Source organism: Variovorax sp. GW823-FHT04B03 (assembly GCF_058796495.1).
This window is the reverse complement of sequence record NZ_JBXAIT010000001.1, coordinates 254,377-281,030: the sequence shown is the minus strand read 5'-3', so window position 1 is coordinate 281,030 and position 26,654 is coordinate 254,377. Positions and strand designations below refer to the sequence as shown.

Annotated in this window: 20 protein-coding genes; 8 read left to right on the top strand and 12 right to left on the bottom strand. The window is 68.8% G+C overall.

Annotated elements, in window-relative coordinates; genetic code table 11:
• Positions 1–40 precede the first annotated feature (40 nt).
• From AC1RAD_RS01255 to ssb, 9 genes are all read right to left on the bottom strand, one after another.
• The gene (locus AC1RAD_RS01255) at positions 41–841 is read right to left on the bottom strand and encodes an inositol monophosphatase family protein (RefSeq protein ID WP_206167823.1); all 801 of its coding nucleotides are present in this window, start codon (positions 839–841) and stop codon (positions 41–43) included.
• Between the two features lie 13 nt (positions 842–854).
• Complete coding sequence (locus AC1RAD_RS01250) at positions 855–1,574, bottom strand: ABC transporter permease (RefSeq protein ID WP_062480468.1); 720 nt, start codon at positions 1,572–1,574, stop codon at positions 855–857.
• 2 nt (positions 1,575–1,576) lie between these two features.
• The gene (locus AC1RAD_RS01245; RefSeq protein WP_062480466.1) at positions 1,577–2,269 is read right to left on the bottom strand and encodes an ABC transporter permease; all 693 of its coding nucleotides are present in this window, start codon (positions 2,267–2,269) and stop codon (positions 1,577–1,579) included.
• A 44-nt stretch (positions 2,270–2,313) separates the two neighbouring features.
• Positions 2,314–3,102, bottom strand: a complete 789-nt coding sequence (locus AC1RAD_RS01240; protein WP_492733482.1) for a transporter substrate-binding domain-containing protein — start codon at positions 3,100–3,102, stop codon at positions 2,314–2,316.
• 33 nt (positions 3,103–3,135) lie between these two features.
• Positions 3,136–3,924, bottom strand: coding sequence for an ABC transporter ATP-binding protein (locus tag AC1RAD_RS01235; RefSeq protein ID WP_390347160.1), 789 nt, complete (start codon positions 3,922–3,924; stop codon positions 3,136–3,138).
• Positions 3,925–3,957: 33 nt separating this feature from the next.
• Positions 3,958–4,737 (bottom strand): SDR family oxidoreductase, encoded by a 780-nt coding sequence (locus AC1RAD_RS01230; RefSeq protein WP_390347162.1) that lies wholly within the window; start codon positions 4,735–4,737, stop codon positions 3,958–3,960.
• Between the two features lie 14 nt (positions 4,738–4,751).
• Positions 4,752–5,522, bottom strand: a complete 771-nt coding sequence (locus AC1RAD_RS01225) for a 2-keto-4-pentenoate hydratase (RefSeq protein ID WP_492733480.1) — start codon at positions 5,520–5,522, stop codon at positions 4,752–4,754.
• A gap of 7 nt (positions 5,523–5,529) precedes the next feature.
• Positions 5,530–6,729 carry a pyridoxal phosphate-dependent aminotransferase gene (locus tag AC1RAD_RS01220; protein ID WP_492733478.1) on the bottom strand — a complete coding sequence of 400 codons (1,200 nt, stop codon included), beginning with the start codon at positions 6,727–6,729 and terminating at the stop codon, positions 5,530–5,532.
• Positions 6,730–7,125: 396 nt separating this feature from the next.
• Positions 7,126–7,683, bottom strand: a complete 558-nt coding sequence (ssb, locus tag AC1RAD_RS01215) for a single-stranded DNA-binding protein (protein WP_062480453.1) — start codon at positions 7,681–7,683, stop codon at positions 7,126–7,128.
• 173 nt (positions 7,684–7,856) lie between these two features.
• On the opposite strand from ssb, the gene uvrA reads away from it, so the two are divergent.
• Both uvrA and AC1RAD_RS01205 read left to right on the top strand, forming a co-directional pair.
• Positions 7,857–10,940, top strand: a complete 3,084-nt coding sequence (uvrA, locus tag AC1RAD_RS01210) for an excinuclease ABC subunit UvrA (RefSeq protein WP_492733476.1) — start codon at positions 7,857–7,859, stop codon at positions 10,938–10,940.
• 46 nt (positions 10,941–10,986) lie between these two features.
• The gene (locus AC1RAD_RS01205) at positions 10,987–11,883 is read left to right on the top strand and encodes a DMT family transporter (RefSeq protein WP_095743280.1); all 897 of its coding nucleotides are present in this window, start codon (positions 10,987–10,989) and stop codon (positions 11,881–11,883) included.
• 2 nt (positions 11,884–11,885) lie between these two features.
• Here the strand turns inward: AC1RAD_RS01205 and AC1RAD_RS01200 are convergent, their stop codons facing one another.
• The 3 genes from AC1RAD_RS01200 to AC1RAD_RS01190 are packed head-to-tail and all read right to left on the bottom strand — an operon-like array spanning position 11,886 to position 15,908.
• On the bottom strand, positions 11,886–12,653 hold the full coding sequence (locus AC1RAD_RS01200) for a GntR family transcriptional regulator (RefSeq protein ID WP_172438465.1): 768 nt from the start codon (positions 12,651–12,653) through the stop codon (positions 11,886–11,888).
• 1 nt (position 12,654) lies between these two features.
• Positions 12,655–14,424: a glycerol-3-phosphate dehydrogenase/oxidase gene (locus AC1RAD_RS01195; RefSeq protein ID WP_139704282.1), complete on the bottom strand. Its 1,770-nt coding sequence runs from the start codon at positions 14,422–14,424 to the stop codon at positions 12,655–12,657.
• Positions 14,421–15,908 carry an FGGY family carbohydrate kinase gene (locus AC1RAD_RS01190; RefSeq protein ID WP_492733473.1) on the bottom strand — a complete coding sequence of 496 codons (1,488 nt, stop codon included), beginning with the start codon at positions 15,906–15,908 and terminating at the stop codon, positions 14,421–14,423. The genes AC1RAD_RS01195 and AC1RAD_RS01190 overlap by 4 nt, the downstream gene beginning before the upstream one ends.
• Positions 15,909–16,088: 180 nt before the next feature.
• Between AC1RAD_RS01190 and AC1RAD_RS01185 the strand changes: the two genes are divergently transcribed.
• From AC1RAD_RS01185 to AC1RAD_RS01160, 6 genes are all read left to right on the top strand, one after another.
• Positions 16,089–17,135, top strand: coding sequence for a substrate-binding domain-containing protein (locus AC1RAD_RS01185; protein WP_056584185.1), 1,047 nt, complete (start codon positions 16,089–16,091; stop codon positions 17,133–17,135).
• Positions 17,132–18,664: a sugar ABC transporter ATP-binding protein gene (locus tag AC1RAD_RS01180; protein ID WP_492733471.1), complete on the top strand. Its 1,533-nt coding sequence runs from the start codon at positions 17,132–17,134 to the stop codon at positions 18,662–18,664. The genes AC1RAD_RS01185 and AC1RAD_RS01180 overlap by 4 nt, the downstream gene beginning before the upstream one ends.
• Positions 18,661–19,701, top strand: coding sequence for an ABC transporter permease (locus tag AC1RAD_RS01175; RefSeq protein WP_070063424.1), 1,041 nt, complete (start codon positions 18,661–18,663; stop codon positions 19,699–19,701). Before AC1RAD_RS01180 ends, AC1RAD_RS01175 begins: the two co-directional genes overlap by 4 nt.
• Positions 19,698–20,696 carry an aldo/keto reductase gene (locus AC1RAD_RS01170; RefSeq protein WP_492686662.1) on the top strand — a complete coding sequence of 333 codons (999 nt, stop codon included), beginning with the start codon at positions 19,698–19,700 and terminating at the stop codon, positions 20,694–20,696. The genes AC1RAD_RS01175 and AC1RAD_RS01170 overlap by 4 nt, the downstream gene beginning before the upstream one ends.
• A 50-nt stretch (positions 20,697–20,746) precedes the next feature.
• Complete coding sequence (locus tag AC1RAD_RS01165) at positions 20,747–21,598, top strand: class I fructose-bisphosphate aldolase (RefSeq protein WP_095950695.1); 852 nt, start codon at positions 20,747–20,749, stop codon at positions 21,596–21,598.
• A 211-nt stretch (positions 21,599–21,809) separates the two neighbouring features.
• Positions 21,810–26,531 (top strand): Ig-like domain-containing protein, encoded by a 4,722-nt coding sequence (locus tag AC1RAD_RS01160; protein WP_492733469.1) that lies wholly within the window; start codon positions 21,810–21,812, stop codon positions 26,529–26,531.
• The last annotated feature ends 123 nt before the right edge of the window (positions 26,532–26,654 follow it).

Here is a 26,654-nt window from a genome sequence, read left to right as displayed (position 1 = left end):
GGCTGCGGCGGCCTTCGAATATACGGCCCGGTCGCCCGCGCTAGGCGCCGGCAAGCATGCGCAGGACCTCCTCGTGGCGGCGGGGGTTTCCCGACGCGACCAGCCGGTTGCCGGAGTAGATCGTGAGCGGACGCCCCTCCCAATCGGTGATGACGCCGCCGGCGCCCTCGATCACCGGCACCAGCGCGCAGTAGTCGACCTCGCGGTGGCGGCCGCAGTCGATGCCGATGTCGATCGTTCCGTTGGCGATGCAGCCGTACGCATAGCAGCTCGATCCGTACACGCACCATTTGGCGGCGCTGCGCAGCGTCTCGAACGCCTCGCGCTCGCGCGGCCCGAAGGGCTCCGGGTTGCTGCACGACACCAGCGCGTCGGCCAGCGACGGGCACTCGCGGCTGCGGATGCGCTGGCCATTGAAGGTGGACGGCTGGCCCTGCGCCCCGGCCCATCGGTCATTGGTGATGGGGTGGTCGATCACGCCGATGATCGGCGTGCCGTGGCGCGCCAGCGAAATCAGCGTCCCGTAGATGGGAATGCCCGTGATGAAGGCCTTGGTGCCGTCGATCGGGTCGAGCACCCAGACGTACTCGGCGTCGAGGTCCTGGCCCTCGAACTCCTCGCCGAGGATGCCGTGCGAGGGATAGCGGTGGCGGATCAGCGTGCGCAGCGTCTGCTCGACATGCTTGTCCACGACGGTGACGGGGCTGTCGTCCTCCTTGGATTCGAAGCCCCTGCGGCTGTACAGGTTCTCGCGCAGGATGGCGCCGCTGGCGTCGGCCAGCCCATGGGCGAAGGCGAGGAATTCGGCCATCGCCGACTCGGGAACGGAAGAAGTGGACACGCGGTCTCCTGGATCAAGTGGGCATGGGCCCGGTGCCGTGCTGCGCCGGCAAGTGGCGAAGATGGCGAGACATGCGGTGCTCCAGCCGCCGCACCAGGTGGTTGGCGGCAAACGCGAAGGCAAGGTAGATCAACCCGGCCGCAATGAAGATCTCGTAGGGTGCGAAGGTGCGCGCCACCAGGGTGTTGGCCACGCCCGTCAGTTCCGAGAGCGTGATGGCGCTGGCCAGCGAGGTGCGCTTGATCGTCTTGATCACCTCGTTGCCGTAGGCCGGCAGCGCCAGTAGCATCGCCCGCGGCAGGATGACGTGGCGGTACAGCGCACCGAACGACAGCCCGAAGGCCTGGCCGGCCTCGACCTCCCCGTGCGGCACCGCCTGGATCGCCCCGCGGAAGATGTGCACGGCGTAGGCCGTCGTGTTCAGCACGAAGGTGATGACGGCGCACCAGTACGGCTTGCGAAGGTAGGGCCAGGCCCAGCTGTCGCGCACCGCATCGATCTGGGCAATGCCGTAGTACACGATGAAGATCTGCACCAGCAGCGGCGTGCCCCGGAAGACCTGCGAGAACACCTCGACGGGCCAGCGCAGCCACCAGGCCTTCTGGACGCGCACGATGGCCAGCGGCACCGCCAGCAGCGTCGCGAGCACCATCGTGATCGCGAAGAGTTCCAGCGTGAGCAGCGCGCCCTGCCAGAGCACCGGAAGGCTCTCGACAATGAGTTCGACATCCATGGTCAGGCCGTCCTTTCACCACGGGCGCCGCGGCGCTCGAGCTGATGCAGCACGAGCGAACTCAGCACGGTCAGCGTGAGGTAGATGGCGCCGGCACTGAGGTAGAAGAACAGGGCGCGGCGCGTGTCGCTGGTGGCCAGTTCGGAGGCCTTCATCAGCTCGCTCAGCCCCACGATGGAGATCAGCGAAGTGTCCTTGAGCGTCGAGATCCAGATGTTGCCCAGGCCCGGCAGCGCCAGCCGCAGCATCTGCGGGCACTGGATCACGAAGAAGATCTGCAGGGTGCCCATGCCCACGGCCATGCCGGCCTCCACCTGCCCGCGGGGAATGGCCGTGAGCGCGCCGCGGAACACCTCCGAGGCGTAGCCGCCGAAGATCAGCGCCAGTGCAAAGACGCCCGCCGGATACGGCGGGATCTCGACCATGCCCGCGTCGGGCCTGACCAGCGCGAGCAGGCGGCTCAAGACCACCGTGCTGCCGAAGTACACCATCAGGATCAGCAGCAGTTGCGGGATGCCCCGTATCGCCGTGATGTAGGCCTCGGCCAGCCAGCGCACCGCCTTGAAGCGGGACAGGCAGGCCGCCGCGCCCAGCAGCCCCAGCGCGATGCCGAACACCGACGACACCAGCGCCACCTCCACGGTGGTCCAGGCGCCCTGCGCGATGGTCGGCCCCCAGCCGTTGAACATGTCCATGGTGTCGTCAGCAATCGGTGAGCGGATTCGGTGGCGCGACGGCGTCAGTGCCAGACCGTGGGCAGCACACTGAAGCTCCAGTACTTCTGGTTGATCGCCTTGAAGGTTCCGTCGGCAAACATGCCCTTGAGCGCCGCGTTGATCTCGTCGCGCAGCGCCGTGGCCCCCTTGGGCAAGCCGACGGCCACGCCTTCGCCCAGGTACTTGGGCGCCTCGATCTCGGGGCTGACGAACTCGTAGTTGCGCCCTTCCGGCTTCTCCAGGAAGTCGGTGCGAACCTTCATGGGACTCACGAGCATGAGGTCGATGCGGCCGGCCACGAGGTCCAGCAGCATGTTCTCGGCCGAGTCGTAGCGCGTGATCTCGACGCCGGAGAACTCGCCCGCAAGGTAGCTGTCGTTGGTGGTGGCCCGCTGCACGCCCACCACCTTGCCCTTGAGCGCGCCCGCGTTGGGCGTGTTGTCGGGCTTCATCGGGAGCAGCCCCCCGTTCTTGCGGCCCACGAAGCGCGCCGTGGAGGCCCGGTAGGGAACGGAGAAGTCGATGCTCTTCTTGCGCGTCTCGGTGATCGAGAGGCTCGAGGCGACGATGTCGATCTTCCTGGAAAGCAGCGCGGGAATCAGCCCGTCGAACCCCAGGCAGACGAACTGCACGTTGGCGTTCATCCGCCGCCCGATCTCGCGGGCGATGTCGATCTCGAAACCCTTCAGCTCGCCCGACGCATCGCGGTAGTTGAAGGGCGGATAGGTGCACTGCACCCCGGCCTTGATCTCGCGGCCCATGGCGGCGACGGAGCACGCGGCCAGCAGGCCTGCGAACAACCATTTCTTCATTTCGTCTCCAGTTCTTGGTTCGTGATGTCGTGGCTACAGAACGCTGTCGAGGAACTTGCGGCAACGCTCGCTGCGCGGATTGCCGAACACGTCGGCCGGGGCCCCGCGTTCCTCGATCTTTCCCTTGTGCAGGAAGGCGACCTCGGTCGAGACCTCGCGTGCGAACGCCATCTCGTGGGTGACCATCACCATGGTGCGCCCCTCCTCGGCCAGCAGGCGGATCACCTTCAGCACCTCGCCCACGAGCTCGGGGTCGAGCGCGGACGTGGGCTCGTCGAACAGCAGCAGCTTGGGCTCCATCGCCAGCGCGCGGGCGATCGCGCAGCGCTGCTGCTGGCCGCCCGAGATGTGGGCCGGGTAGTGCCGCAGCCGGTCGCCGAGCCCGACCTTCGCCAGCAGCGCTTCGGCCCGTTCCGTCGCTTCGCGGCGCGACAGCCCCAGCACCTTCATGGGCGGCATGGCCACGTTCTCCAGCACGGTCATGTGGCTCCACAGGTTGAAGTTCTGGAACACCATGCCGATGCCCGCGCGCAACCGGTTCACCTGGCTCTTGCTGGCAGGGCTCGCCTGCCCTGCCGGCGACCGGCGCATGCGGATCTCCTCGCCATCGATGGCGACGGTGCCGGCGTCGGGCACCTCGAGCAGGTTGAGGCAGCGCAGGAAGGTGCTCTTGCCCGAACCGCTGGCGCCGATGAGGGTGACCACGTCGTGCTCGTGGGCGCACAGGTCGATGCCGCGCAGCACGTCCAGCGCGCCGAAGCGTTTCTCGATGCCGGTGGCAGACACGATCTGCCTGCCCTGTTGTCGTTGGGGGTCGCTCAAGTGAGTTCCTTTTGAACGGTGCTGGCGCTTCGCCTAGAAGGTCCCGGGATAGGCCCCGCCGTCGAGCAGCAGATTCTGTGCGTTGATGTAGCCGGCATGGGCGCTGCACAGGAAGGCGCAGGCACGGCCGAACTCCATCGGATCGCCGAAGCGCGCGGCCGGGCTGCGGCCCTGCCATTCGGTCTGCTCGGCCTCGAACGAACGACCCGACCCGGCCGCGGCAGCCTCCACCGTGGCGCGCAGGCGGTCGGTGGCGAACGAGCCGGGCAGCAGGTTGTTGATGGTGACGTTGCGATGCGCCGTGCGCCGCGCCAGGCCCGCCACGAAGCCGGTGAGCCCGCTGCGCGCGCCGTTGGACAGGCCCAGGATGTCGATGGGCGCCTTCACCGAGGACGAGGTGATGTTGACGATGCGGCCGAAACCGCGATCCATCATGCCGTCCACCGTCGCCTTGATCAGCTCGATGGGTGTCAGCATGTTGGCGTTGAGCGCCACCATCCAGTCGTCGCACGTCCATTGGCGGAAGTCGCCCGGCTTGGGGCCCGCGGCATTGGTCACCAGGATGTCCGGCGCGGGGCAGGCCTCGAGGACGAGCGCCCGCCCCTGCACCGTGGTGACGTCGGCGGCCACCGTGCGCACGTGCACGCCCGTTGCCTCGCGAATTTCGTCGGCGGTGGCCTCGAGCGCCTGAGCGCCGCGCGCCACGATGGTGAGCGATGCGCCGTCTTCCGCCAGCGCGAACGCGCACGCCCGGCCCAGCCCCTTGCTCGCGGCGCACACCAGCGCCGTCTTGCCCTTGATTCCCAGATCCATGGAGACCTCTTGCTTCAGATGAAGTTCGCGGCGACCGTGCCGAAGCGGTCGAACGAGGAATGCACCCGCATGCCCTGCGAGGCGCGGTACTGCCGTGTGAAGGAGCCGGACATCACCTGCATCCCCGCCTCCAGCGTCAGGCCGAATTCGGCCAGCTTGTTCGCCAGCCACAGCACAGAGAGCAGCCCGCCGCCCTGCATGACCGCCGAGCCGGAGGCCGTTTCGCTGACGGCGCCGTCGACCTGCACCGTCACGTTGGCGCCGGCCAGGTCGCGGTTGTCGGCCGTCAGCGGCACGGCCGCCCCCGTCACATAGGCCTTTTGCTGCGCGTTGTCCGCCATGGCCAGCGCCAGGTTGCCGGCGAACGGACCGCGGACCTCCACGATCTCCAGGGCCGGTGCCGCATGCGTCACGGCGGCTGCGACCTCCTCCAGGCTCACGCCGGGTCCGCGCAGCGTCTTGCCGATGGTCAGACACAGCTCGTTCTCGAAGCCCGGCGCGATCAGGTCGGAAAAGCGATAGGCCTGGCCGCTCGCATGCCGGCCGCTTTCCAGCAGATAGCCGAAGCAGGGCTCGTGCACCTGCTGCTGCACGCGCATGGCCTCGGCGGTGAGGCCGACCTTCCAGCCCGTCTGCCGCTCGCCCCTGGCCAGGCGCTTGTGCAACAAGGCCAGCTGCACTTCGTAGCCCTGCTGCAGGGAGAACTTCCCGGCCCATTCCGACGGCATGTGGCGCCCGTCCTCCATGGCTTGCCAAAGGGCGCCCGCAATGTCTTGGGTGTTCATCGCATCCTCATCGTGTGGTTGGGTGGTGTTCCAGGTAGGCGGCCAGGCGGCGAACGCCGTCGTCCAGGCGCGCCGTGCCGCTCGCATAGCACCAGCGCAGGTAGCCTTCGCCCTCGGGGCCGAAGGCCACGCCGGGCGCCAGCCCCAGCCCGGCCTCGGCCACGAGCTGCTTGCAGAACGCGAGGCTGTCCGTCACGCCTTCGACACGGAAGAAGGTGTACATCGCGCCGCGCGCGGGCGCTGCGAGCTCGACCCCCGGCACGCTCCCCAGGCGCGCCGCCAGGTGGTCCCGGCCCTGGCGCAACCGCTCGACGGTGCGGGCAATGGCATCCTCCCCGCGCGCCAGGGCCACCACCCCCGCCGCCTGGACGAAGGGCGGCGCGCAGGTGCTGCTGTACTCGATCAGCTTGCCGATGTCGCCCAGCATCGCCGGCGGCACGACGATCCAGCCCAGGCGCCATCCGGTCATGCGCCAGGCCTTGGAAAAGGAGTTGCAGCTGATGACCCGGTCCTCGGGCGTCGCGATGTCCAGGAAGGACGGCGCGCACGGCGCATCGAAGCTGATGCGCTGGTAGACATCGTCGCTGACGATCCAGATGCCCAGGCGCCGGCAGTGCGCGAGGATCTTTTCCTGCGTCTCGCGCGAAAGCGTCCAGCCCGTCGGGTTGTTGGGCGCATTCAGCAGCAGCGCGCGGGTGCCCGGCCGAAGCGCTTCCAGAAGGCGCTGCTCGTCGAGCACCCAACCGGCCGCGGTGAACTGCAATGCCACGGTCTCGACGTGCGCGCCCAGCACCTTGGGCATCTCGACCAGGTTGGGCCACAACGGCGTCACGGCCACGACGCGGTCGCCGGGGTTCAGCAGCGCCTGCAAGGCCAGCATCAGCGCATGCGTGCCCGAACTCGTCACCGCCACCCGTTCGACGCCGATCGGGCCATGCCAGCGCGACAGGTACCGGGCGATCTCCTCGCGCAACGCGGGCTCGCCCAGCGTCTGGACGTAGAAGGTGCGCCTGTTCTCGAGGGCGGCGATCGCAGCGCCACAGATCTCGTCCGGCGTCTCCTCGTCGGGCTCGCCGAACCAGAAAGGCAGGATGTCCTTGCGGTCCATGCCCGCATTGGCGACCTCGCGGATCTTCGAGGACCGCAGGGCCTGGACTTCGGCGCGTGCGACGGTCGATGGCGGGCAGTGGGAGGCGGCGCTCTGCATGTCGTGCTTGTCTCGGTGTTCTATGGCCTGCATGCTCCGACGCCGCACGGTGCGGGACAAGGACCAATTCCGTGCGCCGGGACGGACCAATCGCGGCGAACCGGCCGACGGCGATGCGCTGCTGAACGACGCTATTCAGCAGAACGGCCGGAGTCGATGGGTTGATTGCCGCCGGGAATTGCCCCTCTGAACACAGTCATTGCCGTCGAAAAGGGGCCCACGTAACACGCTTCCCCTGCGCTCAACGGCCAGACGAGCAAGGAGGCTGCATTTCCTTGGCAAAACAGCACTTTCCCGGGCGCGACCGCCCATGGAGAGAATTCGAAATAAAAAGGGCAAAAAAAAGGCCTGCCTTCGAAAAGGCAGGCCTTCATTGAAAAGCTCGAGGAGCCGGTTTCAGAACGGAATGTCGTCGTCCATGTCGTCGAAGCCCGACGACGACTTGGCCGGCGCCTGGCGCGGCGCCGGTGCCGGGGCACGCGGTGCGGCTGCGGGCGCACGCGGGGCGTAACCACCACCGCCGCCACCACCGCCACCTTGCGAATAACCACCGCCGCCGCCCCCGCCTTGCGAGTAGCCGCCGTCGTCTTCCGGACCGCCCGACGGGCCGCCCTGGCCCTGGCGGCTGCCCAGCATTTGCATCTGGTCGGCGCGGATTTCGGTGGTGTACTTTTCGATGCCGTCCTTGTCGGTCCACTTGCGCGTGCGCAGCGAGCCTTCGACGTACACCTGCGAGCCCTTGCGCAGGTACTGGCCGGCGATTTCGGCCAGGCGGCCGTTGAACACGATGCGGTGCCATTCGGTGGCTTCGCGCATCTCACCGCTTTGCTTGTCTTTCCAGCGATCGGTGGTGGCCACGGTGACGTTTGCGACCTGATCGCCACTCGGGAAGGTCCGCATTTCGGGGTCGCGCCCCAGGTTGCCGACGACGATGACTTTATTGACCGATGCCATATGCACTGCCCCTGATAAGTAGATGAAGGAGGAGGTTGAGAGGAACCCTCCATTCTGCCTGAGCCGCAACCGGCCAGCCTGGGCGGGGGCGTCCGCCGCCGTCCATCCCCTGGTCATGACAGGCGGAGCCGGCGCCTCTATCATGTCCGGTTGCCCTCGGACGACCGCACCCCTTGAATTCACCCACCACTGAAGACACCCCGGAGCGTGACGCCTACCTTGGCGCCCTGCTCGCCCAGCAGCGCATCAGCATCCGCGGCGCGCGCACCCACAACCTGAAGAACGTCGATCTCGACATCCCGCGCAACAAGCTGGTGGTGATCACCGGCCTGTCGGGCTCGGGCAAGTCGAGCCTGGCGTTCGACACGCTGTATGCCGAGGGGCAGCGGCGCTACGTGGAAAGCCTCTCGGCCTATGCGCGGCAGTTCCTGCAGCTCATGGACAAGCCCGACGTCGACGTGATCGAGGGCCTGTCGCCCGCCATCAGCATCGAGCAGAAGGCCACCAGCCACAACCCGCGCTCCACCGTGGGCACGGTGACCGAGATCCACGACTACCTGCGCCTCTTGTACGCCCGCGCCGGCACGCCCTTCTGCCCCGACCACCACCTGCCGCTGCAGGCGCAGACGGTGTCGCAGATGGTCGACGCAGTGCTGGCCCTGCCCGACGAGCCGCGCCTGATGATCCTGGCACCGGTGGCGCGCGAGAAGAAAGGCGAGTTCCTCGAGCTCTTCACCGAGATGCAGGCCGCCGGCTACGTGCGCTTTCGCGTCGACGGGCAGACCTACGAATACAACGACCTGCCCAAGCTCAAGAAGACCGAGAAGCACGACATCGACGTGGTCATCGACCGCCTGCGCGCGCGCCCCGACATGCAGCAGCGCCTGGCCGAGAGCTTCGAGGCCGCGCTGCGGCTGGCCGAGGGCCGCGCGATTGCGCTGGAGCTGGGCGCAAAGCCGGAAGGCAGCGCCGATGGCGCAGCGGGCGCGCCCGACAAGGAGCACCTGTTCAACGCCAAGTTCGCCTGCCCGATCTGCCACTACTCGCTGTCGGAGCTCGAACCGCGCCTGTTCTCGTTCAATTCGCCCGTGGGCGCCTGCCCCAGCTGCGACGGCCTGGGCCACCGCGAGGTGTTCGACCCGGTGCGCGTGGTGGCGTTTCCGTCGCTGTCGATCGCCAGCGGCGCCATCAAGGGCTGGGACCGCCGCAACGGCTATTACTTCAGCATGGTCGAGAGCGTGGCCAAGCACTACAAGTTCGACGTCGACGCCCCCTTCGAATCGCTGCCGGCCTCGGTGCAGCAGACGCTGCTGCACGGCTCGGGCGGTGAAGAGATCAAGTTCAACTACACCATGGAGTCGGGCAACTTCGCGGGCAAGAAGCTCACGAAGAAGCACCCCTTCGAGGGAATCATCCCGAACATGACGCGGCGCTACCGCGAGACCGATTCGGTGATGGTGCGCGAAGACCTCGCGCGCTTTCGCAACCAGCAGCCCTGCCCCGACTGCGGCGGCTCGCGGCTGCGGCGCGAGGCGCGCAACGTGTTCCTGGTGGACGACGCCGGGCACGTGGGCGCGAACGGTGGCGAGCCGCCGCGCATGGCCATCTTCGAGCTGAGCCACCTCACGCTGCGCGACGCCTACGCCTGGTTCAGCACGCTCAAGCTGCGCGGCGCCAAGGCCGACATCGCCGACAAGGTGGTGCGCGAGATCGGCCTGCGCCTGAAATTCCTGAACGACGTGGGCCTCAATTACCTGAGCCTGGACCGCAGCGCCGAAACGCTCTCGGGCGGCGAGGCGCAGCGCATTCGCCTCGCGTCGCAGATCGGCTCGGGCCTCACGGGCGTGATGTACGTGCTCGACGAGCCCAGCATCGGCCTGCACCAGCGCGACAACGACCGCCTCATCGGCACGCTCAAACACCTGCGTGACATCGGCAACAGCGTGATCGTGGTCGAGCACGACGAGGACATGATCCACGCCGCCGACCACGTGATCGACATGGGCCCGGGCGCCGGCGTGCACGGCGGGCGCGTGATGGCGCAGGGCACGTACGCCCAGGTGTCGGCCAACCCCGAATCGCTCACCGGCCAGTACCTCTCGGGCGTGAAGAAGATCGAGGTGCCCAAGCACCGCACCGCGTGGCTGCCGGCCGTGAAGAAGCCGGCCTTCAACGAAGGCAAGAAGCCCTCGCGCTTTCCGCAGAGCCCCGCGGCCGAACGCCGTGCGGCGCGCGAGGCCGCGCACCTGGCCTCGCAGACCGACCTGCAGGAGATCCGCGTCGTCGGCGCCACCGGCAACAACCTGAAGAACGTGAGCGTGGCCTTCCCCGTGGGCCTCTTGACCTGCGTGACCGGCGTGTCGGGCTCGGGCAAGTCGACGCTGGTGAACGACACGCTCTACACCGCCGTGGCGCGCACGCTGTACCGCGCGCACGAAGAGCCGGCCGCGCACGAGTCGGTGGAAGGCATCGAGTACTTCGACAAGGTCATCAACGTCGACCAGTCGCCCATCGGCCGCACGCCGCGCAGCAACCCGGCCACCTACACGGGCCTGTTCACGCCGATCCGCGAACTGATGGCCGAGACCAACACCGCGCGCGAGCGCGGCTACGGCCCGGGCCGCTTCAGCTTCAACGTGGCGGGCGGGCGCTGCGAGGCCTGCCAGGGCGACGGCGTGGTGAAGGTCGAGATGCACTTTTTGCCCGACGTGTACGTGCCCTGCGAGGTATGCCACGGCCAGCGCTACAACCGCGAGACGCTCGAGGTCCTGTACAAGGGCAGGAACATCGCCCAGATCCTCGAGATGACGGTCGAGACCGCGCACGAGTTCCTCAAGGCCGTGCCGACCATCGAGCGCAAGCTGCGCACGCTGCTGGACGTGGGCCTCAGCTACATCAAGCTCGGCCAGTCGGCCACCACGCTGTCGGGCGGCGAGGCGCAGCGCGTGAAGCTCGCGCTCGAACTGAGCAAGCGCGACACGGGCCGCACGCTCTACATCCTCGACGAACCGACCACCGGCCTGCACTTCGCGGACATCGAACTGCTGCTCAAGGTGCTGCACCAGCTGCGCGACGCGGGCAACACCATCGTCGTCATCGAGCACAACCTGGACGTCATCAAGACGGCGGATTGGCTCATCGACATGGGCCCCGAGGGCGGTGCCGGCGGCGGCACGGTGGTGGGCGAAGGCACGCCGGAAGACATCGCGGCGAACGAGGCGAGCCACACGGGGCGCTACCTCAAGCGCCTGCTGTAGCCGCGCCGCCAGCACGAATGCGCGGGCCGCGCCACAATCGCGGCCCATGCCTTCCTTCACCCCGCGCCAGTTCGTTCTTCTCGTCCTCCTCACCCTCGCGTGGGGCTTCAACTGGCCGGTGATGAAGCTCGGCGTGGCCGACTACCCGCCGCTGGCCTTCCGCGCGATCTCGATCTGGCTGGGCGTGCCCGTGCTGGCGATCGCGCTGGTGGTGATGAAGGTGCCGTTCCGCGTGCCGCGCAGCGCGTGGCCCGAGCTGGTGTGGCTGGGCGCGACCAACATGTTCGTCTGGCACGCCTGCATCATCCTCGCGGTGAAGGCACTCTCGGGCGGGCGCGCCGCGATCCTGGGCTACACGATGCCGGTGTTCTCCGCGGTCATCGGCGCGCTGCTGTTCTCGGCCGTGCTCACGCGCCGCGCATGGACCGGCGTGGGCGCCTGCGCCATCGGCGTCGGGCTGCTGCTGTGGCACGAGCTCACCGACTTCGCGGGCCGCCCCGGCTACGTGGCGCTGGCGCTGGTGGCCGCCGCCACCTGGGCGCTGGGCACGCAGCTGCTGCGCCACACGCGCATCGGCCTGCCCACGCTCACGCTCTCGTTCTGGATGACGGCCATGACGGCCGTGGTGATGACGGTGCTGTCGCTGCTGTTCGAGCGCGACCAGTGGCGTTCGCCGGGCGCCGTGACCTGGGGATCGATCGCCTACAACGCGGTGCTGATCTTCGGCTTCGCGCACGCGGCCTGGTTCTACCTGGCGCGCGGCCTGCCGCCGGTGGCCTCGACCTTGAGCGTGATGTTCATTCCCGTGCTCGGCGTGTTCAGCGGCGCCGTGTGGCTCGGCGAGGTCGTGCACTGGCAGGACTGGGTGGCGGTGGCGCTGATGATGGTCGCCATCGCCTCGGTGCTCTTGCCTTCACGCAGCAGCAGCAGCGCGAAGGCCTGAACTCAGGTCGTCGTCTGCACGTGCAGGCGGCTGGTCTTGCAGCGGTGCAGCGCGCGGTAGTGTTCCAGTGGCCGGCCGTTGGCACCGTAGGCGATCGATTCGATGCGCAGCAGCGGCTCGGGCTGCGGCAGGTCGAGCAGGCGGCAGGTTTCCGCATCGGGCAGCACGGCGTCGATCCAGCGCTCGGCGCGCACCAGCCGCACGCCGTACTGGCGGCGCAGCACGTCGTACAGCGAGCGGTCGTCCAGCCGCGTGCGGTGCAGGCCCGGCGCGAGGTCGGCCGGCACCGCCGTCTCGACCAGGAGGCGCAGTTCGCCGTCGACGCTGCGCAGGCGCTTGAGGCCGACCACCTGCGCGTCTTCGGTGAGGCCCAGCGCGGCGGCTTCCTGCGCGGTGGCGGCGCGCAACTCCTGCACGAGGATCTGCGTGCGCACCGAGCGGCCCTTGCGTTCCATCTCGTCGGAAAAGCCCAGCACGGTGGACACGAAGTCTTCGTCGCGCTCGCGCGCCGACACGAAGGCACCGCGGCCCTTGATCTTGTAGATGAGGTTGTTGCGCACCAGGTCGGCCAGCGCCTCGCGCACCACGATGCGCGAGATGCCGAACTGCTCGCCCAGCTCGGCTTCGGACGGCAGCTTGGCGCCGATGGGCAGCACGCCCTGCAGGATCTGCAGCCGGATGGCGTCGCGGAACTGCGCCCACAGCGGCGATTCGGAGTTGCGGTCGAGCGAGGTCGTCGACACGGTGTCGGGGGCGGTGGAAAGGGTCACGTTAGGTCGGGCCGAGGACGGGGCTGGCCATCAATGATGCATCGAAAGCGGAAGGCGCCGGCTCATTGGCCGCCACCGGCTGCAGGCGCACGCCATGCCGCTCGCGCAGGGCGGCGGCGCAGGCGCTGAGTTCCTGGTGGGCGCGGGTCGCATCCCAGCCGAGGGCTTCGGCGGCCACGGCGGCGATCTCGGCGAGCGCGTCGTCGGTGACCAGCCCGCGGATCGCCAGCAGCGTGCGGCGGATCACAAGGTCGTCCAGGTGCACGACGCCGGTCTCCATGCACAGGTACGAGAGTTCGGCCGCCGAGTACTCGGGCGCATGGCGCAGCGGCGTGTCGCCCGAGGCCGCGAGGCGCTGCGCCAGCGGCAGCGCCTTCGAGCCGTAGCGGCGCAGCAGGCCCAGCGCGCGCGCGCGGCCCAGGCCCGAGCCCGCCGTCATCTTGTCGATGAAGCGCTCGGTGGCGGCCGCGTCGGCCGGCAGCTCGGCGCCGCCGCCGATGGGCAGCGATTCGGTCGAGGCGGTGCGCGAACGGCCCAGGTGGCGCAGCACGTGGTCGGTGGCTTCTTCGGCCAGGGCGCGGAAGGTGGTCCACTTGCCGCCCACGAGGCCGACGATGGGCACGTCGCGCGTGGCGCTCGGCGGGTCGACCACCACCGAGTGGTCGCGCGAGATCTGGCCCGGCTTGTCGGCGTCGGAGCGCGCCAGCGGGCGCACGCCGACGTAGGTGTAGATCACGTGGTTGCGGTCGAAGGCCATGTTGGGGAACACCTCGCGCAGCACGTCGATCAGGTAGTCGATCTCGGCCGGCTCGGTGACGATCTGGTCGGGGTCTTCCACCGGGATGTCGGTGGAGCCCACCAGCACGCGATCGAGGAACGGATAGACGATGCACACGCGCCCGTCCACCGCCTCGAAGTAGGCCATGCGTCCTTCGAGCGCGTCGCGCAGCGCCGGGTGGTCGAGCACGAGGTGCGAGCCCTTGGTGCCCATCACGCGCGGGCCGGCGCCGCCGAGAACGGCCGCGCTGCGGTCGAGCCAGGCGCCGGTGGCGTTCACCACGGTGTCGGCCGTGACGCGCACCAGCGCGCCGGTGATCTCGTCGCGCAGCGTGAGGATGTTGCCCGCGCAGCCCGTCACGCGGCAGTAGTTGGCGGCGGCCGAGCGCGGCTGGTCGCGGCAGGCGTCGCCGATGAGCTCGAGGATCAGCCACTCGGGATGGCTGATCCAGGCGTCGAAGAAGGTGGCGGTCCAGCGGATGGCGGCGCGGAACAGGCGGCGGTCGTTGGTGGGCACGCGGCTGATGCGGTGGCCCGGCATCACGCGCTGGCGGCGGCCCAGCAGGTCGTACAGGCGCAGGCCCGCGGCCACGGCCAGCAGGCCGCGCGTGCGCTGCGGCGGCGTGCGTCCGAAGAACTTGAGCGCGCTGCTCAGCAGCCCGCCGAAGAAGCTCGACAGCGGCACCACGGTCTTCAGCGGCTGCACCAGGTGCGGCGCGTTGCGCAGCAGCAGGTTGCGCTCGCGCGTGGCCTCGGCCACCAGCGAGAAACTGCCGTTTTCCAGGTAGCGCAGGCCGCCGTGGATCATGCGCGAGGGCGCGCTGCTGGCGCCGGCGCCGAAGTCGCCCTTGTCGACGATGAGGCAGTCGACGCGCTGCAGCGACAGGTCGCGGAACACGCCCACGCCGTTGATGCCGGCGCCGACGATCACCGTCGAAAAGTGGCGGCCCTCCAGCGAAGCCGGACGGACGAAAGGCAGTTGCCAGGCGCTCATGACGCACCGCCCGAAAGATGGTTGAAGACAGGAGACATGCGATCGATCAGTTCGTTGAATTCGGCGTTGAAATCGGCATGGGCCCGCGCGTCGCGCGCGTCGGGTTCGATGAGTTCGCAGGGCGCGCGCAGCGGGCTGGCAGGCCCCGCGTCGTCGAGGTCCTGCGACATCGCGGCATAGAGGGCGGCGCCGCGCGCGCCGGTTTCGTCGTCGGCGCAGCGCTCGACCGGGTGGCCCAGCAGCGCCGCGAGCAGGCGCACCAGGCGCGCATCGCTGGCACCGCCGCCCAGCACGCTGGAGGCCGACACCGGCAGGCCCTGCGACGCCAGGCGCGCGGTGTGGCGCGCATGCAGCGCGGCCACGGCATCGACCACGGCGCGTGCCATGTCGGCCGGCGTGTGGTGGCTTTTGAGCCCGACGAAGCCGGCCGTGATGCCGCCCCCGCCGTTGATGAAGGGCAGGAAGCGCAGCCCGTTCGCGCCCAGCGGCACGCCCATGGCCAGGTCGACCACGGCGCGCGCATCGGGCAGCCCGAGCGCGCCGGCCAGCCACGCGATGTTGGCCATCGACGAGGGGCTGTTCTCCATGTACAGGCGCTCACGCGTGCGGCCGAAGTTGACGAGCGCGGCGACCTGGGGCTGCGGCTCGATCACCGGTCCGATGACCGCATTGACGCACCACGTGCCCAGCACCGACACGGCGCGGCCGCGGTCTTCGGCGCCGATGGCGGTCATCGAGGCGAGCAGGTCGATGGCGCCCATCGCCACCGGAATGCCGGCGGGCAGGCCGCACGGCGCCGCCTCGGCGGCGCGCAGCCGGCCCATCGTCTGGCCGCTGGGCACCAGCGGACCGAAGGCGCGCGGCCCGAGACCGTCGATGCCCGCGACCTCGAAGGCCAGGGGCGACCAGTCGCCGGTGGCCAGCGAGAGCAGGCCGGCGGTGCTGGCGTCGCTCGCGTCGGTGGCGATCTCGCCGGTCAGCAGGAAGCCGAGGTAGTCCTTGGCGAACAGCAGGCGGTGCAGCTCGCCGCGCTGCACGGCGTCGGCGCCCAGCAGCTCGGCCGCGATCACCGTGGGCTGGCCGGGCCAGGGGCGGCAGCCCACGTCCGCGAACAGCCGGTCGCCGTGGCGTGCCGAGAGGGCGAGTGCGCGCGCATCGGCGCGCTGGTCGGTGGAGGCGACGGCGCGGCCGCCGACGAGTTCGTGCTGTGCATCGAGGGCGTACAGGCCCGCGCCGTGGCCGGTGCAGCCGATGGCGCACACGTCCGCCGCGCGCGGGCCGAGCTGGCGCGCCACGTCGCCGAGCACGTGGGTCAGCCCCGCGCGGATCGCCGCCGCGCCCACCTCGCACCCGCCGCCGGGCAGCCGCGCATGCCGCAGGGGCAGGCGCGACACGGCCAGGCTGCGCCCGCTCCCCGCGTCCAGGGCCAGCGCCTTCAGGCTGCTCGAGCCCATGTCGATGCCGATCAGTATTTTGGTCTTCATGTCATAACAGCTTCGGCGGAAAAAAAGGCTGTCACCAGTAGCGTTTCCCCTAGTTATCGGGAGAAACGGCCCGCCATTACATTCTAGCCTGTCATAACAACTGTCGTGACACCACGGTCCACAGGTCCGCCACCCAACGGCGGGCCGAAAGCTCTGCCAGTCAACGTGAGGAGACAAAGAATGAGGCGTAATTTCCTGAAGTCCGCAGCCGCCGCCGGTATCGGCCTGGCCGGTGCGAGCGCGTTCGCGCAACAGCAAGCCGCAGCCCCCGCGGCAGGTGCCGGCCTGCGCGGCAATGCCAGCGACGTCTACGTGATGAACGTGATGGTCTCGGGCGTCGAGTACTGGTTCCCGGTCTACGAAATGATGAAGCAGCTCGGCCGCACGCTGGGCGTTCGCACCCGCTACACCGGCACGCCGGAGTACGACGTGAACAAGCAGCTCGCATCGTTCGAGCAGGAACTGGCGCGCAAGCCCGCCGGCATCCTGCTGCACCCGATGAACCCCGACCCGTTCATCGAACCCATCAACCGCGCCGCCGCGATGGGCATCCCGGTCGTGACCTTCGCGGCCGACTCGCCCAACTCCAAGCGCACCTCGTTCATCACCTCCGACAACGACCGCGAAGGCAACCAGGCGGCCGACGCCATCGCCGCATCGCTGAACGGCAAGGGCGAGTACGCCGTGCTGGAGAACCCGGGCCAGGACAACCACGACCGCCGCATCGCCGCCTTCGTGAACCGCATGAAGGCCAAGCACCCGGGCATGAAGCTGGTCGGCCGTGCCGCCAGCAACCAGGACCCGAACAAGGCCTACCAGGCCGTGCTGAGCCTGGCGCAGGCCAACCCGAACCTGGGCGCGCTGTTCATGCCCGAGGCCAACTCGGCGCTCGGCGCGGCGCAGGCCAAGGTCGAGACCAAGAAGAACATCAAGGTGATGTGCTGCGACGTCAACGCCAAGATCCTGGACATGATCAAGTCGGGCGACGTGTTCGGCGCCATCAACCCGAACCAGGGCATGCAGGGCTACATGGGCATGATGATGCTGTTCCTGGCCAAGAACCCGGGCCTCATCGACCCGATGAACGACGCCAAGCGCAACGGCACCAACCCGATGTCGGTGCCCTTCCTGGACAACGGCCTGGCCGTGGTCAGCAAGGCCAACGCCGACGACTTCTACTGGGACAAGTACCTCGCCCGCCGTGGCACCAAGGGAATCGGCGAGTGAGCACCCCTGCCGCATTGCTTGAACTGCGCGGCATCGCGAAGCGCTTCGGCGCTTCGCGCGCCCTCTCGGGCGTGGACTTCTCGCTGCAGGCCGGCGAGATCCACGCCCTGTGCGGCGAGAACGGCGCGGGGAAGTCGACGCTGATGAACATCATCGACGGCATCCACCAGCCCGACGAAGGCGAGATCGTGCTGTGCGGCCAGAAGGTCGTCATCGACGGCCCCGCCCACGCCATGCGCCTGGGCATCGGCCTGGTGCACCAGGAAATCGCCCTGTGCGCCGACGCCACCGTGGCCGAGAACATCTTCATGCCGGAAATCAACGCCGGCAAGCAGGCGTGGATGAACTTCTCCGCGCTGAACACGCGCGCCGCGACAGTGCTGGCGCGCCTGGGCCAGGACATCGACCCGGCCGCGCTGGTGCGCGACCTGAGCATTTCGAGCCAGCAGCTGGTGGAGATCGCCAAGGCGCTCACGCTCGATTGCAAGGTGCTCATCCTCGACGAGCCCACCGCCGCCCTCACCGACAACGAATCGGCCGCGCTCTTCCGGGTGCTGCACGACCTCAAGGCGCAGGGCATCGGCATCATCTACATCAGCCATCGCATGGCCGAGATTTTCACGCACTGCGACCGCGCCACCGTGCTGCGCGACGGGCGCAACGTGCACAGCGGCCCGCTCGAAGGCATGACGCCCGACGAGCTGGTGCGCCGCATGGTCGGGCGCGATCTGGGCAACTACTACCCGCCCAAGCAATCCGCCGCTGCCGACGCGAATGCCGGCCCCGTGCTCGAAGTCGACGGCATTGCCGACGACGAGCGCGTGCACGGCATCTCCTTCACGCTGCAGCGCGGCGAGATCCTCGGCATCGCCGGGCTCATGGGCGCCGGGCGCAGCGAGCTCGCCGAGACCGTGTGCGGCCTGCGCCCCGCGCGGCGCGGCGCCGTGCGCCTGAACGGCAAGACGCTGGCCATCCGCAAGTACAGCGACGCGCTGCGCGAAGGCATCGCCTACCTCAGCGAAGACCGCAAGGCGGCCGGCGTGTTCCTCGATCTGCCGATCGCGCAGAACATCTCGTCGATGGCGCTGCGCCGCGTGAGCTCGGCCCTGGGCCTGCTGCAGCGCGCCACCGAGCACCGGCTCGCGGTGCAGCTGGGCGCCAAGCTCAACCTGAAGTCGGACGGCGTGGCGATCGAGGTGTCGAGCCTGTCGGGCGGCAACCAGCAGAAGGTGGCGATCGCCAAGCTGCTGGCCACGCAACCGGCAGTGCTGCTGATGGACGAGCCCACGCGCGGCGTCGACGTGGGCGCGAAATCCGAGATCCACCACATCCTGCGCGACCTGGCCGACCAGGGCGTGGGCGTGGTGGTGATCTCTTCCGAACTGCCCGAGATCATCGGCCTGTGCGACCGCGCACTGGTGATCCGCGAAGGGCGATTGGCGGGCGAACTGGCCCATGACGAGATGACGGAGGAAGCCCTGCTGCGGCTGGCCTCCGGACTTTGCGAACCCGAAGAGGCAATGGCATGAACTTTCCGACCAGAATCGACGCAGGCGCCGCGGCCACGGCCACGGCCGGCTCCCTGCAACCCCGCCGAACAGGAGACCCCGTGAAGCAGGCCAACAAGCTCACGAGCATGCGCGAGGCCGGGCTGGTGCTGATCATCGTGGCGCTGTGCGTCGCGATGAGCTTCGCATCGCCCTACTTCCTCACCTGGGACAACGTGCGCGCGATGCTGCTGTCCTTCTCCATCGAAGGCATCGTGGTGGTGGGCATGACCATCCTTCTCATCGTCGGCGGCATCGACCTGTCGGTGGGCTCGGTGGTGTGCTTCGCGATGGTGGTGACCGGCAAGCTCTTTCTCATGGGCATGGACCCGTGGCTTGCGAGCCTGGTGGCCATTGGCGCGAGCGGCCTCATCGGCGCCATGATCGGCGGCTGCGTCACGCGCATCGGGCTGAACCACTTCATCGCCTCGCTGGCCTTCATGGTGATCGTGCGCGGGCTGTGCCTGGCGCTCACGCAGGGCACGCCGCAGTCGCTGTTCTCGCTGCCGGCCGAGTTCAAGTTCATCGGCCAGGGCACGCTGTTCGGCGTGCCGGCCGTGATCCTGATCTTCCTGGCGATCGTGATCGTGAGCGACTTCGTGCTGCGCCGCTCCACCCTGCTGCGCCGCGTGTTCTACACCGGCAGCAACGAGAAGGCCGCGCTGTACGCCGGCATCCGCGTGGGCCGCGTGAAGTTCTGGGTCACGGTGCTGTGCTCCGCCTCGGCGGGCCTGGCCGGCGTGATCTACACGGCGCGCTTCGGCGCCGCCACGCCGACCTTCGGCATGGGCATGGAACTCAACGTGATTGCCGCGGCCGTGATCGGCGGCGCCAGCCTCAAGGGCGGCTCGGGCACCGTGCTCGGCGCCGTGCTCGGCCTGGCCCTGCTGTCGGTGGTGACCAGCTCGCTGATCCTGCTCGACGTGTCGCCTTACTGGCAGGACGTGATCAAGGGCCTGATCCTGCTCGCGGCCGTGACCATCGACCACATCCTGAACACCCGAAAGACCAAGCGATGAGCAGCGCAACACAGATGAAGAAGACGACCCTGGGCCCCTCGGGCATCGAAAGCTCGGCCATCGGCCTGGGCACCTGGGCCATGGGCGGATGGATGTGGGGCGGCGGCGACAACGCCGCTGCCGTGATCGCCATCCAGGCCTCGCTCGATGCGGGCGTGAACCTGATCGACACCGCACCGGCCTACGGCCTGGGCCGCTCCGAGAGCATCGTCGGCACCGCGCTCAAGGGCCGCCGCCACGAGGCCGTGATCGCCACCAAGTGCGGCCTGGTGTGGCACACGCAGCAGGGCACGCACTTCTTCGAGGAAGACGGCCACCCGGTGTACCGCTACCTCGGGCGCGACTCGATCTTTCATGAATGCGAAGAGAGCCTGAAGCGTTTGCAGACCGACTACATCGACCTGTACATCACGCACTGGCAGGACCACACGACGCCCGTGGCCGAGACCATGGACGCGCTGCTGGCCCTCAAGAAGCAGGGAAAGATCCGCGCCATCGGCGTGAGCAACGCGACGCCCGAGATTCTTTCGGAGTACCTGAAGCACGGCCCGGTCGATGCAGCGCAGGAGCTCTACAGCCTCATCGACCGCGGCATCGAGACCACGCTCGCGCCGCTGTGCGCCGAGCACAACGTGGCGGTGCTGGGCTACTCGTCGCTGGCGCTGGGCCTGCTGGCCGGGCCCATCGACCCCGCGCGCGAGTTCAAGGGCGACGACCAGCGCGCCACCAACCCGCGCTTCAGCGAAGCCAACCGCGCGAAGCTCAAGGCCTTCTTCGACACGCTGGAGCCGCTGCGCACGCACCTGGGCTGCTCCTTCGGCCAGATGATGATCGCCTGGACCGTGGCCCGCGGCACCGTCTCGGTGGCGCTGTGCGGCGCGCGCGTGCGCCAGCAGGCCATTGAAAACGCCGGCGCCGGTGCGGTCGTGCTCGACAGCGAGGCCCTGCAGCTGATCGACGCCGCGGCCAAGCGCCACCTGGACGCGCTCGCCTGAGCGCGCGCATTTCTTCCCTTCCTTTTTCCTCAACACGGAGTTCTTCCTTCATGTCGAAAGACAAGACCGCGCGGCTCAACCGCCTGCTGCACAACGGCCGCTGCCTGGACATCGCCCTGGACCACGGCGTGTGCAACGAACCCACCTTCCTGGACGGCCTGGAGGACATGCCCGGCGTGATCGACAAGCTCGTGGCTGCGAAGCCCGATGCGATCCAGCTCAACTACGGGCAGTCCGACCTGCTGCAGGACCGGCCCGGGCGCGATCGCCCTGCGCTGGTGATGCGCCTGGACATGGGCAACCCCTACAACGCCGTGCACCACCGCGTGATGTGGGCCGTGCTGCAGAACCAGGACGACCCCGTGCTGCCCGCCGTGCAGCGGGACGCGGCCTGCGTGGTCGTCAACCTGTTCATGCTGCCCGACGAGCCCGACCTGTTCCGCCAGTGCGTGCAGAACATCGCCCGCGTGCGCGCCGACTGCGACCGCTACGGCATGCCGCTCATGATCGAGCCGCTCGTGATGCAGGCGCCCACGGCCACCAGCCGCTACATGGTGGACGGCGACGCCGAGAAGATCGTCACGCTCACGCGCCTGGCGCGCGAGATGGGCGCCGACATCGTCAAGGCCGACCCGACCACCGACGCCACCGACTTCCACCGCGTGGTGCAGGCCGCGCGCTGCCCCGTGCTCGTGCGCGGCGGCGGACGCGAAGACCTGCAGCAGGTGTTCGCGCGTTCGCGCGTGCTCCTGGACCAGGGCGCCGTCGGCATGGTGTACGGCCGCAACGTCTACCAGCACGCCAACCCCTCGGCGGTGGTGAGCGCACTGATGGCCATGATCCACGACGGTGCCAGCGCCGAAGCGGCCTGGGCTATCTACGAATCGGGCGGCGTGAAGTAAGAGCGCCCAGGCGCTGGTGCCTTCCACGCGGAAGGCGCCAGCGCCAACCAGCGGGAGAGCAAGACAGAAGAAGAAGTGGACGGCGGACAACGCATGCGTTGCCCGCCGGGGGCGCGCCTGCGCGTGCGCTTTCCCTGCAAGCGACCGAGTGACTCGAGAGAACCAAGGACAAGAGGGTTCCCTGCGAACTTCAAACAACCTGGAGGCGACGATGAAGATCCGGTATTTCCTGATGGCGTTCCTGGTGCCGTGCGTCACATTGCTGACGCATGCGGCAATCACCGGGGTCAGTCCGATGACGACCCTCAACAAGATGGCCACGGCGGCTGCCGCCGTCGTGGCCGACCCGCTCCCGCTGCAGGGGCCGGGCCTGGGCAACCTCACCTACACCTCGGCGGAACTGTTCAAGCCGGTGTCGATGATCACCAGCGCCGCGCACCCGCTCGACCCGGCGCACAGCGACGCCTACGAGGCGCGCGACGTGCCCGCCACGTACCCGGGCCGCAAGGACTACGGCATGAACGCCGGCATCATGGTCAACGGCTACTTCCTCACCTCCTTCGCGCCGGACAGCGGCCTCGGCCCCGGCGGCTTCCTGCTGTACGACGTGTCGAACCCGCGCCAGATCAGGCTCGTCAAGAAGATCTACGAGCCCGATGACGCGACAGGCGGCCGCACCAAGGAATTCCGCGAGACCCATTCCTTCGGCACCGCGAAGATCGGCGGCAAGACCTACGTCGTGCTGCCCAGCATCAACGGCGTCGAGTTCTGGGACTTCACCGACATCAACGACATCAAGCAGGTGAAGAAGCTGGTGCTGCCCGGCGTCAACTCGGGCGACTACGAGAACGTGTCCTGGCAGCTGTGGTGGCAGGCGCCCTACCTGTACGTGGCCTCGGCCGGCCGGGGCATGTTCATCGTCGACGCGACGGACCCCGCGAACGCGGTGGTCGCCAACCGCGGCGCCGGCAAGCCCAACCCGGTGCCCACCGGTGAACTCGGCGGCTTCCGGCTCGGCCCGATCTTCACGATGGGCAACCACATGGTGCTGACCGCGATGGAAAGCAACGGCGGTTTCGCGAGCCTGGACATCTCCGACCCGCTCAACCCCAAGGTGCTCGATTCCATCGCCGGCGCCACGCCGTTCTATTACGCGACCTGCTTCGACGGCAAGAGCGTGCACGCCTCCGCGCGCGGCAGCGGCGCCAAGATGTACAGCTACGACCTGAGCGACCGCTCGCGCTTCGTGGCCGAGGACAACCGGCTCGTCATCGACGAGCAGCTCTACTGCGCCACGCAGGACAACTACGTCATCCAGGGCGCGCAGACCCGCATCCACAAGGTCGACGTGAGCAACCCGCTCAACCACGTGGAGGTGGGCCGCGGCAGCATCCTGCGCGAGGACGACCCGAACTTCTCGCATTCGGACAACGGCCAGGTCGCGATGTTCGGCAACCTCGTCTTCGTGGGCAACGACCACGGCTCGGGCAGCGGCTTCGTCGTGCACGCGGTGGACCCCGACACCACCAAGCCCGAAGTGAAGCAGGTCTCGCCCGCCAACGGTGCGAAGCAGCAGGCCCTCAGCTCGCGCATCGGCCTGGGCATGACCGACAACATCCTGCCGGAGAGCGTGAACAGCAACACCTTCATCGTGCGTCCGGTGGGCGGCAACACGCTGGCGGGCACCTACAGCGTGCAGCTGGGCATCGTCAACTTCCATCCCGCGCAGCCGCTGCTGCCGGGCACCAGCTATGAGGTGTTCCTGCCGGCCAACGGCGTGAAGGACTATGCGGGCAACGCCATCGGCGCCGACTACCGCTCCACCTTCAACACCGGCAACGCCAGCGACATCAACCTGATGCACCACTGGCCGCTGACGGGCAACCTGGGCGACCAGATCGGCGCCAACAACGGCACGCCCGCCACCGGCGATGCGTTCGAGAGCATCGGCCTGAACTTCGCGAACCGCACCGCGGGCGTGCCGCTGAAGAACGACACCGTGGCCAGCGCACTGGGCGGCACGGCCTCGCTGAGCTTCTACATGAAGACCACGCAGGCCGGCGCCGCCAACTCGTGGACCGCGCCCGGCATCTTCGGTCGCGACCAGTCGGGCGGCACCGACGACGTGTTCTGGGGCTGGCTGGACACCGGCGGTCGCATCAAGCTCTCGGTGGGCAACGACGGCGGCACCACCTCCACTGCGGCCGTGAACGACGGCAACTGGCACCACGTCGTGCTCACGCGCGACGCGGCCTCGGGCGCGCAGGCGGTGTACGTGGACGGCGTGAAGACCACCTCGACCGGCCCGACCGGCACCAAGGGCCTGTCGACCAAGTTCCAGGTCATGGGCCAGATCCAGGGCAACACCGCGCTCTTCAAGGGCACGCTGGCCGAGGTGCGCGTGTACGGCCGCGTGCTCGGCCAGGCCGAGGTGGACACGCTGCGCGGCCAGGCCATCATCGGCGACCCGGGCCTGGGCGGCGGGCCCAAGCTGGTCAACGGCCAGCTGAGCTTCAACCCCGCGACGCTCGGCGCCAGCGGCGTGCAGTTCCGCTGGAACTTCGGCAACGGCACGCAGACGGCGTTCTCGAACCAGCCGAACACGAGCTACACCTACACCACCCCCGGCCACTACACGGTGACCCTGACGGTGAAGGACAGCAGCGGCCGCGAGACCTACTACACCTACAACGTGACCGTCATCGCGCCGGTCACCGCGACCGCGCCCACGCACACGACCAACATCGCGGGCGATGCGAGCCGGGTGTACTCGGTGAACCCCGACAGCGGCACGGTGGCCGCCATCGACGCGCAGACCCTCGCCAAGCTGTGGGAAGTGCGCGTCGGCGACGAGGCCAAGACGCTGGCCGTCGGCCCCGACGGCCGCATCTGGGTCGCGGTGCAGGGCGAGGACAAGCTGGTGGCGCTCAACGCCGCCGACGGCTCGCAGTCGGTGTCGATCCCGCTGGCCTACGGCAGCGGCCCGTACGGCGTGGCCTTCACGCCCAACGGCGCCAAGGGCCTGCTCACGCTGGAAAGCAAGTCGGTGCTCATGAGCTTCGACCCCAGCAACGGCGCCACCACCGGTGCGCTGGCGCTCGAGGGCGGCGTGCGCGGCATCGCCGTGAGCGCCGACTCGCAGGTGGCCTACGTCACGCGCTTCAAGTCGAAGATGACGGGCGGCCAGTTGCACAAGGTGAACCTGCAGTCGCTGACCGCGCTGCAGACCATCCCGCTGCCGGTGGACACCACGACCGTCGACACCGAGAGCCGTGCGCGCGGCGTGGCCAACTACCTGAGCCAGGTGGTGATCTCGCCCGACGGTTCGCGCGCCGTGCTGCCTTCGAAGAAGGACAACATCGTGCGCGGCCGCTTCCGCGACGGCAAGGACCTGCCGCACGACCAGACGGTGCGTTCCATCCTGTCGCAGGTGAACCTGCAAAACGCCGCCGAGGTGTTCTCCGAACAGATCGACTTCGACGACCGCGCCCCCGCGCGCGCCGCGCTGTATTCGCCCGCCGGCGACTACCTGTTCGTGGCGCAGATGGAAGGCAACCGCGTCGCCATCGTCGACAGCTACACCCGCGCGGTGCGCGGCGAGATCAACGCCAGCAGCGCCCCGCACGGCCTGTACCTGGACGCGGCGCGCAAGCGGTTGTTCGTGAACAACTTCCTGGCGCGCTCGGTGTCGGTGCACGACGTGGCGAAGGTGCTGTCGGCCGAGACCAACGCGGCGATCTTCCTGCAGAACGTGGCCACCGTGGCGCAGGAGCCGATGGCGGCCGCGGCGCTGCGCGGCAAGCAGGTGTTCTACAACGCGGCCGACCGGCGCATGAGCAAGGACAACTACATCTCCTGCGCCAGCTGCCACGCGGACGGCGGCGATGACGGCATGGTGTGGGACTTCACCCAGCGCGGCGAAGGCCTGCGCCGCACCATCAGCCTGCAAGGGCGGCGCGGCACCAGCCACGGCAAGCTGCACTGGACGGCCAACTTCGACGAGGTGCAGGACTTCGAGAACGACATCCGCAACGAGTTCGGCGGCACCGGCTTCCTGAGCAATGCCGACTGGGCCGCCACGCAAGCCCCGCTGGGCGCCCCGAAGGCCGGCAAGAGCGCGCAGCTGGACGACCTGGCCGTGTACCTGGGCTCGCTCAACAAGTACATGCGCAGCCCGGCACGCGCCGCGGACGGCAGCCTGAGCGTGGACGCGGTGCGCGGACAGACCGTGTTCAACACGGCCCAGTGCGCCACCTGCCACACGGGCGCCACCTTCCGCGACGGCCTGCGGCACGACGTGGGCACCATCCAGGCCTCGTCGGGCAAGGGCAGCAACCAGCCGCTGGCGGGCGTGGGCTTCGACACGCCGACCCTGTCGGGCACCTGGAACACCACCGCGTTCTTCCACAACGGCCAGGCGGCCACGCTGCAGGACCTGCTCGCGGGCGGCCACGGCAACGCCTCCAGCCTGCCGGCGAACGACGTGGTGGCGCTGCGCGAGTACGTGCGCTCGCAGGACACCGCCCCGGCGGTGGTCACGCGGCTGCGCTCCGACCTCAACCCGACGATGTGCGTGAACATCAAGGGCGCCTCGACCACCAGCGGCGCGACAGCGGTGCAATGGCCGTGCGGCAACGCGGGCAACGAGAAGTTCACGATGACGCCCGTCACCGGCGGCTACGTGCAGTTCATCGCCGAGCACAGCGGCCTGTGCCTGGCACAGAACGGCACGGCGACCACAAACGCGGCCGTGGTGCAGGTGGCCTGCTCGTCGGGCAACACGGCGCAGTGGAGCCTGGTGGGCGGCACGGTGCGCAACCGCGCCTCGGGCTCGTGCCTGGACGTGCCGAACGGCTCGACCACGCAGGACACGGCGCTGATCACCTGGACCTGCAACGGCGGCAACAACCAGAACTGGACTCAGCTGCCGTAAGCCCTTCGCTTCGCGCCTGAGCCCAGGCCGGCCGTTTCGACGGCCGGCCTTTTTTTCGTCTGGCGCATGACCTCCCGCGTCATGGATTCGATGCACCCGTTCTGGAACAGTGGGTCCATCGAT